10 protein-coding genes are annotated in these 16,264 nt (G+C 53.7%); 4 read left to right on the top strand and 6 right to left on the bottom strand.

Annotated features, from left to right (window positions below):
* The first annotated feature begins 27 nt into the window (after positions 1-27).
* From NT239_00050 to NT239_00035, 4 genes are all read left to right on the top strand, one after another.
* Positions 28-681 carry an HAD-IA family hydrolase gene (locus tag NT239_00050; protein XGA71273.1) on the top strand — a complete coding sequence of 218 codons (654 nt, stop codon included), beginning with the start codon at positions 28-30 and terminating at the stop codon, positions 679-681.
* Complete coding sequence (gene mog, locus NT239_00045) at positions 674-1,261, top strand: molybdopterin adenylyltransferase (protein ID XGA71272.1); 588 nt, start codon at positions 674-676, stop codon at positions 1,259-1,261. Before NT239_00050 ends, mog begins: the two co-directional genes overlap by 8 nt.
* 25 nt (positions 1,262-1,286) lie before the next feature.
* Entirely contained in the window at positions 1,287-1,958 is a 672-nt protein-coding gene (locus tag NT239_00040; GenBank protein XGA71271.1) for an alpha/beta hydrolase, read from the top strand.
* Positions 1,959-2,229: 271 nt separating this feature from the next.
* Positions 2,230-3,324, top strand: coding sequence for a DUF3616 domain-containing protein (locus tag NT239_00035; GenBank protein XGA71270.1), 1,095 nt, complete (start codon positions 2,230-2,232; stop codon positions 3,322-3,324).
* Between the two features lie 128 nt (positions 3,325-3,452).
* On the opposite strand, the gene NT239_00030 is transcribed toward NT239_00035, so the two are convergent.
* From NT239_00030 to NT239_00005, 6 genes are all read right to left on the bottom strand, one after another.
* A complete protein-coding gene (locus NT239_00030) occupies positions 3,453-4,202 on the bottom strand; it encodes a hypothetical protein (GenBank protein XGA71269.1) in 750 nt (249 codons plus the stop codon).
* Positions 4,203-4,393: 191 nt separating this feature from the next.
* A complete protein-coding gene (gene recD / locus NT239_00025; protein ID XGA71268.1) occupies positions 4,394-6,247 on the bottom strand; it encodes an exodeoxyribonuclease V subunit alpha in 1,854 nt (617 codons plus the stop codon).
* Positions 6,244-9,957: an exodeoxyribonuclease V subunit beta gene (recB, locus tag NT239_00020; protein XGA71267.1), complete on the bottom strand. Its 3,714-nt coding sequence runs from the start codon at positions 9,955-9,957 to the stop codon at positions 6,244-6,246. The genes recD and recB overlap by 4 nt, the downstream gene beginning before the upstream one ends.
* On the bottom strand, positions 9,954-13,424 hold the full coding sequence (gene recC, locus NT239_00015) for an exodeoxyribonuclease V subunit gamma (GenBank protein ID XGA71266.1): 3,471 nt from the start codon (positions 13,422-13,424) through the stop codon (positions 9,954-9,956). Before recC ends, recB begins: the two co-directional genes overlap by 4 nt.
* A gap of 121 nt (positions 13,425-13,545) precedes the next feature.
* A complete protein-coding gene (locus NT239_00010; GenBank protein ID XGA71265.1) occupies positions 13,546-14,724 on the bottom strand; it encodes an EAL domain-containing protein in 1,179 nt (392 codons plus the stop codon).
* Between the two features lie 391 nt (positions 14,725-15,115).
* Positions 15,116-15,976, bottom strand: coding sequence for an AraC family transcriptional regulator (locus NT239_00005; protein XGA71264.1), 861 nt, complete (start codon positions 15,974-15,976; stop codon positions 15,116-15,118).
* Between the last annotated feature and the right edge of the window lie 288 nt (positions 15,977-16,264).

Genomic DNA, 16,264 nt, shown 5'->3' with positions numbered 1-16,264 from the left:
AGGTCAATCAGCACAAGGACAGCGCAAATGAGTATTGCCGTAAAAGGTTTATTGTTTGACATGGACGGTACCTTGGTTGATTCGCGCCAGTGTATCGAAGCGCTATGGCGCAATTGGGCCGCACGGCACAAGCTCGATTTTGCGCACATCCAAGCCGTCATGCACGGCCGCCGTGGCGTTGAAACCATCCAAATCGTTGCGCCGCATCTGGATGCGCAAAGCGAAGTTGAGCTGCTACTGGCTGAAGAAGCGCTAACCTTAGAAGGCACGGTGGCGATTGCTGGCGCGCAGGAATTGCTCGCCAGCCTAGACCCCAATCAATGGGCGGTGGTCACCTCAGCGCCACGTGATTTGGCCTTGGCTAAATTGGCCTTCGCTGGCTTGCCGCTGCCAACGCATATCGTAGGTGCGGACGACGTTAAAGATGGCAAACCGCATCCTGCGCCATTTCAAATGGGCGCCGCCAAACTGGGCCTAACCGCCGATCAATGCTTGGCGTTCGAAGACGCCAGCGCCGGCGTGCGCTCGGCCCACGCGGCAGGCGCGGCGGTATGCTTGGTCACGGCTGCGGGTGGGCAGGATAATAGCGGCCTGACCCAGTGGCAAATCGATCATTATGCGCAGGTGTCGTTACAAAACGCCGAGCACACGCTGAACGTGAGCATTAAATCCAATGAATGATGTATTGAAAATAGGCCTAGTATCGGTGTCCGATCGCGCCAGCAGCGGCGTGTACGAAGACAAAGGCATTCCAGCCTTGCAAGAGTGGCTAAGCCAAGCCATATCCAGCCCAATCGAAATCGTTAGCCGCCTGATTGCCGACGAGCAGTCCACCATTGAAGCGACGCTGATTGATCTAGTCGACAATCAGCATTGCCATCTGGTGCTGACGACCGGCGGCACTGGCCCGGCTAAACGCGACGTGACGCCCGATGCAACGCTGGCGATTGCCGAGCGCGAAATGCCCGGCTTTGGCGAGCAAATGCGCCAAATCAGCCTGCACTATGTGCCCACCGCCATCTTATCGCGCCAAGTGGGTGTGATTCGCGGCAGCAGCCTGATTTTAAACCTGCCCGGCCAGCCCAAATCGATTAAAGAAACGCTGGAAGGTGTTAAAGACGCAGATGGCAAAGTACTAGTTCACGGTATTTTCGCCTCGGTGCCCTACTGTATTCAGCTGCTCGAAGGCCCATATGTGGAAACGCACAGCACCGTTGTCGCCGCATTTCGCCCCAAAGCCGCGATTCGCGCCCCACAGTAATTAGCCCAATCAATAGAGAATAACGATGAGCAATCTACTACCTTGTGTTGAAATCGAAACCGGCAGCAACCCGACCGCCGCAGTGATCTGGCTGCATGGCCTAGGTGCCGATGGCAATGACTTTGCGCCGATTGTGCCTGAACTGGGCCTGCCCGCCGATTTAGCCGTGCGCTTTATTTTCCCACACGCACCAACGATGCCAATCACCTGCAACAACGGCTATGTGATGCGCGCTTGGTACGACATTGTGCATTTCGACCAAATCAGCCGCCAAGCCGACGTGGCTGGCGTCAAGCAAAGCGTGCAATATGTACGCGATTTAATCGCAGATCAAAACGCCAAAGGCATACCCACCAGCCGTATCATTCTGGCGGGCTTTTCCCAAGGCGGCGCGATTGCCTATACCGCAGGTTTAACGCATTCCGAAGCGCTGGCTGGCATCGTCTGCTTATCAACCTATTTGCCAGCCGAAGAATTGCTGAGCAAAGACAGCATCGCCAACAACCAAGCCACACCACTCTTGGCCGCCCACGGCAGCCACGACCCTGTGGTCGGCATTAGCTTGGGTGAAAAAGCCAAACAATACATCGCCGATTTGGGCGTAAACGTGACATGGCAAACCTACCCCATCCAACACTCGGTCTGCCTGCCGGAGATTCAGCTGATTGGGCAATTTATTGCACAGCGATTAGCGTAAAAAAAGCCGAGCTTAATGCTCGGTTTTTTATTGAGCGAATAAATACAGCCCTGATTGCCGCTCGCGCCTTTTCGTAATGGTGGTCAAAAAACCCTTCTTATATTCACCACGCGAACTTGGTAAAGCCAACCCTTAAATTCACAAGGTATATGGACCAAAGTATTTATCATATATACCTCAGATCAATATACCCACACCAAACCCTGACACCACCAAAACATAAAAGTCATGTTAAGCTAAGACTTCAATTGTTTTAAATTCAGGATACACAATGCCCCGTCATATTATCCCGCATGCCGTCCGGCTAGAATTTGCTGGCGAACAATTGGTGCACGCCAATCTTTCTGGCGCTGCTTTTATTGGCGAAGAGCTGTGGGTGGCGGGGGATGAGGCCTGTGGGCTGGACCGGCTAAGTAAACTGCCGCCGGTGGGCAAAGAAAAACTCCGCTTTGGCCAAGCGCGCCACTTTCCGCTGGCCGAAGTGCTCGATTTACCCGATGCGGCCGAGATCGAAGCCGATATCGAAGGGCTTGATTATCACGGCGGCTATCTGTGGCTGGTTGGCTCGCATGGGCTCAAACGCAAAGCGCCGAAAGCCGATCGCAGCAGTACAGAAAACCTCAAACGCCTTGCCACGGTCAGCCACGACGGCAACCGTTGCCTGTTGGCACGCGTGGCCGTGCAAGCCACACCAGAAGGACATACCCTCATTAAGCATAGCGATACAGGGCTTTCATCTAAACGCCTACGTGGCGATACCCTAGGTAATGATTTAACCAAACTGCTGGCCAAAGATCGCCACTATCAAGCTTATCTGGCGATACCGGGCAAGGATAATGGCTTTGATATTGAAGGCATTGCGGTGGACGACACGCGCATTTTGCTCGGCCTGCGCGGGCCGGTGCTGCGCGGCTACTCGGGCCTTTTGGAAGTGCAAATCAAAGAAAAAGGCGACGAGCTGCGGTTGGGCAAAATTGCCGAATCGGGCAAAAAGCTGCGCAAACACTTCATCCGCCTCGCCGGCCTTGGCGTACGTGATCTGCACTGGCATGGCGATGATTTGTTTATTCTGGCTGGCCCCACCATGGTGCTCGATGGTGCAATCCGGCTATTTAAATGGCGCAACGCCGCCCAAGCGCTGGCCGCGGTTGACCCTAAGGTCGATGAAGTACTGTGGGAAAGCGACGGCCCAACCGAGGAATTATCGCTGCCGTACGGCATCGGCCAAGATCGCGCCGAAGTGATTACCTGCCTACCCGCCAGCTTAAGCAAAACGCCGCAATGGCTAACCCTGTACGACGCCCCATCGCCACAGCGCCAACCGGCAGAACAGGTGGTGCTCGGCGATTTATTGGCTCGAAAGTAGGTATATGGCTGCAGCCATTTATACCATTGATCCGCAGAGACATACTCTAATACCGTAAGGCGTATTCGCTGCGCAGCGGAAATATGCGAAGAGCAATCGATTTGGGTAAGATATATGCGGAGCAATAATTACGACGCTAAATCAAGTCCTAGCATTTTTACCAAACCAAATTTTTGAGGGAAACTATCCCCACCAAGTGCTGCAACTTGCGATTTAACTTGTTCATAGTGCTCTTTAGCCGCTTCACTGCTTCCAAAAGGGCCAAAATCATCTTTTAATTTCGACAGCGCTTTCTCTAGTGCCAAGTCATCGTCACCATAATCTTTCACCATCAATTCTATTCTTTCAAAAGAGGGGGGTACACCTTTTAAAAACCACGCTGCCTTAACTTCATCAAAATAAGTTGATGCTGCAGGTGAGTATTTTCCATCACGATAGTCCTCAACTGAGTCTAACACTACCTTTTTACTAAAGGTATTCCACTGAGAAGTTAAAACTAAAAACTTTTCTTTTGCAGCTTCAACTTCCTCTGGCAAAAAATCATCCTTTATGCGATCTCCAAAAATAAAATCTTCCAGCTCACGCAAACTTTTTTCAAAATTTAAATTCAACTCCCGACATCTTGAAAGCTGCAAAACAACCTTTCTAGCGTACATATCATTTGAATCAATATTATGAACAACCTCTACAATAAAATTTCCAGCATCATCAACATCTGAATGTAATTTAATCAAATAAACCAACCCTGGTGTAATCCTACCTCTCGAGACTTCTAATGCAAATTGCATTTTAGCTATAAACTGAATCACTGACCCTGCATATTTTAATAGCGCGATTATTTGCTCACTAAGCGGTATTTGCACATTATTACTAACCATAAAACACCTCAGTATGTTTTAAATTACTTTATTTGATAGGTCAAAATAATTCGAACTACAACCTAATCCACCTCCCGCCCGTCTAAATTACACCGTTCAAGAAAATCAATTACAAAGCCACAAAGGGTGCATATGTGGTGCCAAACCTCATCTGATTAAACGCAATACTGCCAGATTATGTCTTCGCCCCCCTACCTTAATAACCTCTCCGCCAATCCCGATTGCCGCTCGACCTTTTTGGCAATCGCTTGCCGTAGCGTGCTCGCTTCGCCCCAGAGGGTGACTTTGGCTTTAGCGCGGGTGATCGCCGTGTACACCAATTCGCGGCTCAGGAGCTGGCTGGCGCCTGATTCGCTGCTGGGTAGCAGTAGCAGCACATGCGCAAATTCTGAGCCTTGCGATTTATGCACGGTGAGCGCGAATGCGGTTTCGACGCTGGCCAGCCGCGATGGGGCGACTTTGCGGGTTTGACCTTCGGCATCGAGAAAATGCACCCACAGCTTGCCGCTGGCATCGGGCAAAGTGATGCCAATATCGCCGTTAAATAAATTGAGCTCGTACAGGTTTTGCGGCACCAGCACTGCGCGGCCGGCGTACCACGCTTGATCGGGCAGGCGCAGGCCGCGTTTGGCGAGGTTTTGCTCGAGCAGCGCATTGATTTGCTCAACGCTGGCTAGGCCACGACGCAAGGGGCTGAGCACGCGAAATTGATCAAAGGCGGCAAATACGCTGGCGGCGTTTTCATCCGGGTTTCCATCACCCGTTTCGTCGGCCCCCTCGCCTATCGACTGCCGCGCGGCAAATTCTTTGACCGCAGCGAGATACGGCTGATAGCCTGCCCACACCGGAGAAAGCAAGCCTGCGGCGGCCTGCGCTGGATTATCGTCGCGCCAATGTAGCGGCGCATCGCTTTGATCTTGTAGGGCATCTTGTAGAGCTGTTTGTAAAAGGGCAAACACCTTTTTGCTTTGCTCGCCATTAATCGCCTTGGCAAGCTGACCAATTACGCCCGAAAAACGGTAACTTTTTTGCAGCGTAATCACATGGTCGCCCATGATACTGGGGGAGAATTCAGGGCTAATCGTTTGGCCGACCAAATCGCTAAGCTGCGCGGCAAACGCGGGCGATAAGCCAACATCAGCGCACAAATCGCCCATCACCGCGCCCGCTTCAACCGAGGCGAGCTGATCTTTATCGCCGAGCAGCACCAGCCGCGCATGGGCGGGCAGCGCGTCGAGCAGTTTACTCATCAGCGCCAAATCAATCATCGATGCCTCGTCGACCACCAGCACATCGAGCGCCAGCGGGTTGCCGGCGTGATGGCGAAATTGCACGGTATTGGGTTTAAAACCCAGCAGGCGGTGCAAGGTGCTGGCGGCGTCAGGAATCAGCTCGACCAATTGTGCGGGCAATTTACTGCGCGCTTGGCGGATCGCCTCTTGCATGCGATTGGCCGCCTTGCCGGTTGGCGCGGCCAGCATGATTTTCAGCGGTGCTTGGCCGATAGCCAGTTGTTGCGCTTGAAACAGCGCCAATAGCCGCACTACTGTCGTTGTTTTCCCCGTGCCGGGGCCGCCGCTGATCACCATTAATTGCTTTTGCAACGCCGCCGCTGCCGCAACGCGCTGCCAATCGACTTCGCTGCCCGCATCGCCAAACAAGGCGCTGATCTGCGCAGCCAAATCAGGCGCAGACATCGCCAAGCAACTTGGCAAAGCGCTACGCGCGCGAATTTGCGCCGCGAGGTTGGCTTCATACGCGTGGTAGCGCGCCAAATATAGCCGGCCGTGTTCGGCAATCAGCGGCGTAAAATCGCCCGCGCGGCCGACTAAGCCAGTTTGAAACCAATCATCGAGCGCGTAATGGCTAGGAATCGGTACGCAAACGTCACCACGCTCGGTGGCGCTCGCCGCGTGCAGCGCCAAGCCGAATAAATCGGGTGGCGCATCGGGGCATTGGCGGCGCAGTAAATCGACAAAAGCCTGCGCGAACGGAGAAGCTTTGGCGCTGTATTGCTGTTGTTCATTCATCACATTGGCAATCATTGCGCACCTCCCAGAGCGCGATTAAGCGCCTCAATTAAACCCTGCCGGGGTTTATCAAACCAGACCCCATTGCCATTACCTTGCGGATGCATACCCCGTATAAATAAATACAGCACGCCACCAAAATCATTCTCGTAATCGTAACGCTCACCCAAACGAGATTTCATATGTCGATGCCACGCAATCACGTACAGCAGGTATTGCAGATAATAATGCGCGTCGCCCATTGCCTCGGTCAGCGCGGCGTGGCTGTAGTCGGCGACGTTGTCACCCAAGAAATTCGATTTATAGTCGGCGATAAAATAGCGCCCCTGATATTGGCACACCAAATCGACCACGCCGTTTAAATACGCCTGCACTTGCTCGGGTTTTAGCCGCTGGCTGGCGGCGATAATTTGCGGCGCTACGCCAAATTCGGGCCGAGCGAGTTCGCGGTAAAAAGCGGTTAGATTGAGCTTGGGGCAATGCATTAAAAACGGCCATTCGTTCAAGCGTTGTTTAGGCTGCAAATCGCGCAACGCAAAGCCACACATACCCAGCGGCGTATCAATCACTTCGCCCAACCATGTAGCGAGCTCTGGCAGCATACCCCCCTGCTCATTGTCCACATCAATTTGCGTCTCGGCTTGCAAGGCCTCTTCGCTGACCAAACCGGCGCGCAATAGTTGCTTGGCGATGATCTCTTGCCAAGCGTTGCGATCGTGGCGGCTAAAATCCCAATGCTCAAACATGCCGTGCAAAGCCGTCCCCGCGTCGGCGCCACGCGCAAAGCGAAAGCGCATCGGCAGCTGGGTTTTATCAAGCACGCTAAGCGCCGCATCGAGCGTGCTGGCATCGTGATCGACGCCGCTTTCGCTGTGCTTGGCCTGCCCGCGCGAAACACCCGAAAAGCTGACCATGCGCCACGGTGCGGCCAAAAAGCGTGGCGTCCACGATGCGGCGCTCACCGCGCTAAGCTTGACGGCGGCGGGCTGATACGGTTCGCGCGTATTAGGCCAATCGCTGACCGTTAGCGGCGCAATCGCGGTAAATGCGGCGCTGATTTGTTCAATGCTGCAATCGCCAATTTGCTCGTTCAGGCGCTTACCGTCGTGATACAGCACTTGCGCCAGCGGGCCATTTTTCATTGCAGGTTTTGATTGCCAGGGCAGTTTTTCAAACGCGGGGTAAGCCAAATACAAGCGATGCTTGGCGCGCGTTAAGGCCACGTACAGCAAGCGCATTAATTCAGCGTGCGCCTCGGTGGTGGCGCGTTCTTCGGCCAATTCACGCTCTGGCGTACCCGCGTCGATGCGCAATTGGTCGTTCTCGTCATGAAACGCAATCCATTGCTGATTGCGCAGCAAATCGCCGCGGCTTTTCCATGCAAATGGGCAGAAAACAATCGGGTATTCCAAGCCTTTGGACGCGTGGATCGTGACAATTTTGACGCGATCAGCGTCGCTCTCGAGCCGCATTTGCTGGCTCTCGGCGCTGTGATCGGGCTCGGCAACATGGCGCTCCAACCACGCCAGCAGCAAGGCCGGGCTTGGCCTTTTGCGCGTTTCGTTTTGGATTAACTCAGCCACATGCAGCAAATTGGTCAGCCGGCGCTCGCCATCGTCAAAACCCAATAAACGCGCCGGTGCGCGGCTTTCGACCAACCAGCGGCGGAACATCGCCATAAAGCCCGCTTTGCGCCATTCATCGCGCAGCACCTGTAGGCGTTCAACTTCATTCAACCACGCCGCATCATCGGCCAGCATGGCCTGCAATTGCGGCACCGACAGCCCGACGACGCTGCTAACCAAAGCGCGACGCAGCAGCGCCGAATTGGCTGGCTCGTTCACCGCCTGTAGCAAGGCCAACAGCCCCGCCGCCTCGGCGCTGGCAAACACGCTGCTGCGCGATTGCGTCACCGACGGCACGCCAACTTTAACTAAAGCTTGGCGCATTTGGCTGGCTTGCTGGTGGCTGCTGACCAACACCGCAATATCGCCCGATTGCAGCGGCCTATCGCCCAAGCGCGCGCGGCCTTGCTGCGCCAAAGTCAGCAGCCGCGCAATTTCTTGCGCCGTGCCGCTGTGGCATAGTCGCTCAGCATGCGCGGCTTTTTTGCCGTCAAATACAAAGGCGTGCACCGCGTCTTTGTCATCAGCGATCTGTAGCTTTGAGTCTCCGCTATGCTTGGCCAGAATATGTGGATGCGTGATTTTGCTTTCGATAAACGCGTCGGCGGGCTTGAACAGCGCATTCACAAAATCAATGATTTTCGCGTCCGAGCGAAAATTGGTATCAATCGAATACTGCCCCTGCGCCTGCGCGCGGGCGTGCAAATAGGCGTAAACATCGGCGCCACGGAAGGCGTAAATCGCTTGTTTTGGATCGCCCACCATAAAAAATGGCAAGCCGGTTTCTTCGGCACTATTGCTGCCGAATAGCGAATCAATAATCGTAAATTGCGTTGGATCGGTATCCTGAAACTCGTCGACCAAGGCGGCGCGGTATTTTTGCCGCACTTTGGCGATTAAATTATCGCGCCGTTGTGGGTCGCGTAGCGCGCGCGCCAGCATCGTTAGGCTATCGTCAAACGACATCTGCCCCGCTTGCGCCTTGCGCTGCGCCAATTGCTCGCGCACCACGGCGGCAAAGCGCAGCAACCATTGGTTAAAGTAGGCTTCCAAATCGCCAGCTAGCGTGGCTTGGGAGTCGATCAAATCGTCGAGCGCTTTAAAAAATTCATGCTGCGGCGGCGCAACGCCGGCTTTGACCCATTTTGCATACAAGGCATCATTGATTTTGCTTTGCGCCAGCGTGGAAAAAATCTTGGGTAAATGGCGGCTCGGCTGAGCAAAGAAAGTATTCACTTCATCCAGCCAAGCCAGATCAGCGGTAAATTCTAATACCTTTTTAAAATGCTGCTCGTGCCAGTGCTGCATCAGCAGCTGGCCAATTTCAGCTGGCTGCCACGTGGCAACACACTTGGCTAAGGCCGCATCCCAACGCAACTGCATTTGCGTTAAATCTGTCGCTTTGGGTATGGGCAGCAGCGCGTCGGGGTCGAGCTTGGCCAAGCGTGCGGCAAGCTGCGAGAGTTCGTCGACATCGATTTTGCGGTTTTGTAAATACTGCACCCACAATACCGGCGCTGGGTAAATGTCGCTACGCCAATAGTCGCGTGCGATTTGAGCCAATACCTCACTCTCATCGCTGATCATTTCAAAGTCAAAATCAAAGCCAACTTCAAACGCCTGCTCGCTCAGTAATCGCTGGCAAAAACTATGTATCGTCGAAATTGCCGCGCAATCGAGTGTCGCCAAGGCCAAGCGTAATTGCTCGAGCAGCGGCTGCGTGGGCTGACCCGATTCGCACACTTGCTGCCACAGCTGCGCGCAAAATGGCTCAGGCTCGCCATTAATGCTAAACGGCAGGCCTTCGCTGAAGGTTTGCGCCAACTGCGCCAATCGGGTGCGGATGCGATCTTTCAGCTCGGCGGTGGCAGCCTTGGTAAAGGTCACGACCAAAATTTGCTCGGGCAATAAGGCGCGGCTTAGATCAAATTGCGGCGCGTTTTTGGCCCCGTTCAATCCATCGTGCGCGCCCAAAATCAGCCGTGCATACAGACCAGTGATATTAAATGTTTTACCGGTACCGGCTGACGCCTCGATCAGATTGCGGCCATGTAGCGGCACGCCGTGCACGTCGAGTGCTTGTAAATTCAGCGAGCTCATTCAGTGCACTCCTGCATCAGTTGAATTTGTGCTTGGTACAGCGCCAGATCGCGCCCAAGGCTACGTGTCGTCATATTTTGATGAAGCGGGTGCAATAGACATTCAGCCCAAGCGGCAAAGATTGCGCGTTGCGGCGAATCCACCGCCAATGCATCATTCGGCCACAGCAATTGAATGCTTGGATCTTCGCATTCGCCTGCTTTTTTAAAACTTCCATACCACACTTTTTCAACCGCCTCCCAACTCGACACTTCATCGTCACCCCACATAAGCGCTGACTTAGTAAAAAAGGGCTGCGGCGAGCGCCAATGCGCACGGTAAAAACGCACGTATTCAATCAATTGCGCGCGGGCAACATCGGTGGCCAGCGGCGGAAAATACAGCACTTGATCGGGCGACAAGACGCGGGTGTGCGCAAACTGCACGCCGGTTTGACCAGCGCAGCAGCACAGTGCTAGATGTCGAATCCAGTAGCGAATCGCATCGCGCGGGTAAATCGTGCTGCGCACAATATGCTGACCATTCGGGTACAAATCGGCCAAGGTGATTTGGATGCTCGCAGTTTCACCGTGCAAGGTTTCGCTCAAATCAGACTCGGCCAATTCGGACCGACTCAGCTCCAAATAGCCGCTAAATACCGGCAAAGCAGCATCGCCGCAGTAGATAGGCAGCACGTCTTTTAGTTGCAGCGCGGCGGCGATTTGCTCGCCGACCAAGAGCTGGCCAGGCGTACCCAACGGCGCTTTGCCCTGCGCTAATAGCAAGTCTTGCGCGGCGCTGCCGTATTGCAGCGCGGCGTCGCGCACCGCGCGATCGGCAAAATCGCGCAAATCAAACGGTTCGTCCTCAGCCAAAGCGCCATCAGCTTCATCGAGCACCAGCTCGGCGCGCATGCGCAGGTAGTAATGCGCCGGCTTCATCACCGCGCTGGCCAAGTCGTCCAGGCTCAGCACCGAAGGAACGGGCTGCAGTTCAAGCGCGGCGGCTTCTGGGGCGATAGCTTCAGTTGCCGTGAATTGCTCATCATCATTGACAGTTACCCCCAACACGCGATTGGCCGCATCGGCCCACAGCGGGTTATACGATTGAGACGGGGTATTGGCTTCAAAGCCTTTTGGGCTAAAAACTTGCAATGGATACTCATTAATTAAATTCGCTAGCAGCGCACTACCATCGTCATCGTCCACCAAACCAAAACCTTGCCGAACGCAATCGATCAGATCGGACACCAACACCGACGGAGGATAGGTTTCATTGTCGGTCACACCGCGCCCAACCCACGATAGATAAAGCGCGTCGCGCGCGGCGAGGATGATTTCTAAAAACAAAAATCGATCGTCCAAACGGCGCGAGCGATCGCCCAATTGTGGGTTTTGCGCGATCAGATCAAAGCCCAAGGTCGGCGGGTTGCGCGGAAAATCGGTTTCGTTCAAGCCCAGCACCGCAATCACGCGAAACGGCAAGCCGCGCATTGGCACCATCGTGCAAAAAGTAATGCCGCGCGACATAAAGCCCGAGCCACGGCTTGAGGTGTCAAAACGATGACGCAAATCGTCGAGCACCACTTTGCGCTCGACCGGCGCGCCAAACTCGGCCAACTCGCCTTGCGTCGCCATCGCGGCCAATGATTCGCGAATCGACAGCACCAGCAAACGCTCGGCCTCGACTTCGGGGTCAAAATTGAGAAACTCTTCGAGTAATTGCTGCGCGAGCACCGCCCAATCGGCCAAGGTTTGCGCTGCTTTCAGCCGTTCGCGCCACGCGCTGAGGCTATCGATCAGCGTTTTAAGTTTGGCCAGCAGCGCCACTTGCGAGCCTTCAAGCTGATCCCACGGCGCAATACCGTGCCACAGCGGCACGGTATCACCGGCCAGTTTTTGCGGCAAGGCCGCGCCAAGCAGCAGACTATCGAGCCCAGCTTGCCAAGTATTGGCCTCGCCCAAGGCCGCCAAACCTGCTTCACCACCGAGTAGCTCGGCAAATTCGGCGCGGTGCGCGGCATTCAGCCCCCAGCGGATTGCTGCGGCATCGATCCAATGTTGCAGCGTGGCGAGATCCTCGGCGGCGATGCCAAAGCGGCGTGCCACTTGCGGCGTTTCGATCAGGCCAAAAATTTCATCCGCGGTGCAACGGCTATCAGGCAGATTAAATAGCTGCAAATACACATCAATCGCCGGGCATTCTTGCGCGGTGCTTAAATCGGCAATGTTGTACGGCAATACCGGCGCGCCCGCAGCGGCGGCGCCGCCAAACACCGCTTCAATCAGCGGCGCGTACGGCCCCAAATCGGGTAGCAGTACGGCAATTTCTGACGCCAACAGCGTTTTATCGCGCGCGAGCATGGCGCACAGCCTATCGTGCAGCACCTCGACTTCGCGCATTGCGCTGTGGCAGCGATGGAAGGTGAGCGATTGATCGTCATTGGCAATACGGAAACGGCTGTCATGGCCGCGTTCGTACAAATGCAATATGTCGGATTGAATTTGCCGCAGTAGGTTAGCATCGGCCAAATTGGCGCACGGGTCGCTAAATAGCGGCCCGTCACCGCCGACCGACCACGGAAAACGCTCGGTAATCGCGCGGAAGAAATCACGCCCCGCCTTTCCCATGCTCGCGAGCAATGGGTGGCCGACATCCAGATACATTTTTTCCTGCGCGCGCGCCTCTTGTTTGCTGCGCAGCGCATGAAAAGCCAGCGCTTTCGGGCTGACAATCGCGCCCCATTCAGCCATGCACGGGTTAAGCAAAAATAGATTAACGTCGATATGCTCGGCCAGTACGCCAAGCACGTCGATATACGCTGGCGGCATACTAGAAATGCCAAACACCGTTAAACGCTCGGGCAGGCGTTGCGGTTGATGCTCGGCCCATTGGGTAAACAATTGCACAAACATCTCAGCCCGATGCGGCGAAGTAGCACCGTACTGACCAGCGCGAATGCTATCGCGCACTTCGCACCATAGCTTGGCTTGCCACGCTTCATCCGGCCCTAAATTCCCCAGCAAACGCCCCTCTTCCCACGCCGCGATCCAGTCGCTGCGAAAGACTAAATACTGATCGAACACGTCGGCCAATTTGCCAGCCAACGCCATACGCCGCCGCTCATCACCTTCGGCCAAATACGCGGCAACAATCGGGCTGGCCTCGCGCGCCTGCGATTGCGGCAGCAAGCCAAACAAGCGCCACGCCAAAGGGCCCGAGCTATACGGCGATTCCGCCGGCAAACCAGGCATCGCGTCTTGCAGCAAGCGCCAGATAAAGCCCGCCGGCAGCGCAAAATCGACGCCCGAACAAATCCCAACGCGCTCGGCAAGCTGAAAGCGCAACCAGCGCTCCATGCCCTTACTCGACACGATGATTTTTTCGCTGGCAAACGGGTCGGAGAGCGGCACGGCAAACAGCGCTTGCATCAGCTCAAACAGGTTTTCTAGGCGATTGGATTGGAATAGGTTCAGGCGAGAGGACATGGCTAAATCCAAGGCGGGAAGCTGGTATTTTAGCCGACAAATTCACGAAAGCTGAGCGTGTGGTTTAGTTTTCTGAAGACGAACACGAAAAAAACACAGCGCACGCCTTGTTGCGGCGCAGTTAGGCCGAATTGCGCTGCATTTTACTCAATAACTCGAGTAAATCAGTGCCAGACATTGGTTTTGATAGCAAAAAGCCCTGTGCTAATAATTGCGGATAACGCTCTAGATAGTGCATATCGGCTTCATCCTCGATGCCTTCGGCCACCAATTGCATCCCCAAATGCTCACCGATTTGCACAATGCCATCCACAATACTTTGGCAGCGGGGGTTGCGATGGATGTGATGGATCAAACTGCGATCAAGTTTCAGCTCGGTAAAGGGTAAATCTTTTAAATCTTCGAGCGAGGTATGCCCAGTGCCAAAATCATCAAGCGATAAAGCAAAGCCGCGCATCCGCAGTCGTAATAAAGTCGCTAGCGTATTACCTCGATCGGTAAAAGCCGTTGTTTCGGTAATTTCTAGCTTTACTTGGGCGGGTGACAAACGTCGCAACCTTAACTCATGCTCAATTCGGTCGAGCAATTCAGCATCATTTAATTGTGGGCGCGCCAAATTCAGTGACACATGCAAAGTATCCTTGGGGGCGAGTTGCCGCAGCAGATCCATACTGGTTTGCGCAATACGTCGAGTTAGCAAACTAATATAACCATCGTGCTCAAGGCGATCGATAAAAAAAGCAGGGCCCAATAAGCCACGCTGCGGATGCTGCCAACGCGCCAGCGCTTCGCACTGCATCAACTTTCGATCACCAATACGCCATATCGGCTGATAATGAGCACAAAATTGGTTATGTGCCAAACCATTGATGATCTCGATCAGCGGTAGAGCCTGCGTTGTGCTGCCCTCGTCGGGCTGTTCATCGAGCAATGAGTGGATGGTGGCCTGCATTTTTTCGGGATTCAGTGGCTTGGCCATTTGGGCCACGCGAGAAATGCCCAGTTGCACTGCGGCGAGCACGCAGCCTTCGAGTAATTCAGGCTTATATCCGCTGATCAATAAGACCGCAGGCGGTGTTGCATCACGCGCCAATTGCTGCAATAGCTCAATTCCATCCATGCCAGGCATGTTCAAATCTGTAATCACCAGATCAATATCGTTTTGCATCTGCAACAAACGAGAAGCCCAGCGGCCATCCGACGCCTCTAGCGTTTCAATATTGGGCAATTGATGACACATCGCTTTAATCAAGCCACGCTGTACCTGACTGTCATCAACGATGAGTATTTTTTTAAACATGCCCCTCAATGCCTTTTGATATACAGCTAGTTTACAAAACCACGCTGCAAGCTTAGTCAACAGCTAGCAAAGCATAAAAGGACAATTGAGATATTCAACCGCTTATCGCGAGATTTTGTAGTCAATTTGCTGCAACACAGCATAATTTGTATGCATTGATGAATGCGAGGCATAGCCGATTAGAATTTACCCTGCAGGCAGTAGACGTGTTTATACGCCCCCGTGCGCATCACCGCACAGACCACCCCAATCTATACAGGGGTATACCCTCAAAAACCAATTTAGAACTAGCTTTTTAACAAACACCTAGGCATGTATATATAAAAGCGGGGCTCCATATTGATTTCCTGCCGCAGCGAATATGCGCCAATCCATACTGCGTGCCAGCGCATTAACCCGCAATCGCCAACCAAATTTCTGTCCGTAAATCTTTTGGTTCGGTATTGCACGGATCATTCAGATACAACTCAATACCCGGCAGCGGTAACGGAACTTCACCACTTTGCGGCAACCACGTTCCAATCAGCCATTGGTAGGCTCTATCTAATTCGCTGTAGGCACCACGGTGCTCAATGAGCGCATAACGCCCCGCAGGAATTTGCGTTTTGTGAAAATCAGCTGGTAGCTCAGCCTGCTCGCAAATTTCCACGCAGGCATCCGAACGTAATTCAGCGCCAATAATACCTTGCTGAACATTTGCAGGGTCATCGTAAAACAAGCCAAACCAACGCGGATTGGGCACTAAGGGCAATTGGTTCACAGCCAATTCCAAATGGCTAAAAGCTTCACCAATCTTTAAGTACGCGCCCAAGTGCCGACGTGCAGCCAAATTGATTGGGCTACTTAATGTGCGAAATTCGATTGAATACATCGTGTTCTCCAATGTGTTTTTAACTTGGAGAGCATTAAGGTGTTGCCGCCGATACGCCCCCGGCGTCACGCCATAAGCCGCAGCAAAAGCACGCACAAACGCCGCACTGCTTTGATACCCAGCCCTTTGCGCCACGCGCTCTTGCGACAAATGCTCGCAGGCTAAGTCTCGCGAAGCGAAATGCAAGCGCAAACGCTGCTGAGTAGCCGCAACCGTTTCCCCCATCATTTCTCGATACACCCGATGAAAATGAAATGGCGAAAAGTGCGCAATTTCGGCCAATTGGGCAGTCGTGAATTGCCGAGTCGGGTTTTGCCACAAGACCTGCACCACCTTCAGTAACCGGCGTGAATAATCTAGCTGTGTACGTGCCTTACTCATTAATCCCCTCCGCCAAGCACTCTAATCAAGATCAATTGATACAGGCTGCGATTTTTTAACTGAGCCAGTCAAACCGATGCAGACCGATGCTTTGCATGGAGGTTTGAACCTTTAGACCTTGGCATGATTTACGGAGAGCATTAGGCAAAAAAAACCAAACCAGAGAATATTTGCAAACACCATGGGTATATTTAGCAAGTTCAAATCAGGCAAGGCCTTTACATCAACACCACGGCATGTATATACCCTAACATCCGATCAGAAGCTAGAATTCCAGTGTACAAAGAT

Origin of the sequence: Chitinibacter sp. SCUT-21, assembly GCA_041874755.1 — a bacterium.
Lineage (GTDB): Bacteria > Pseudomonadota > Gammaproteobacteria > Burkholderiales > Chitinibacteraceae > Chitinibacter.
This window is presented reverse-complemented; position numbering and strand designations above follow the sequence as displayed.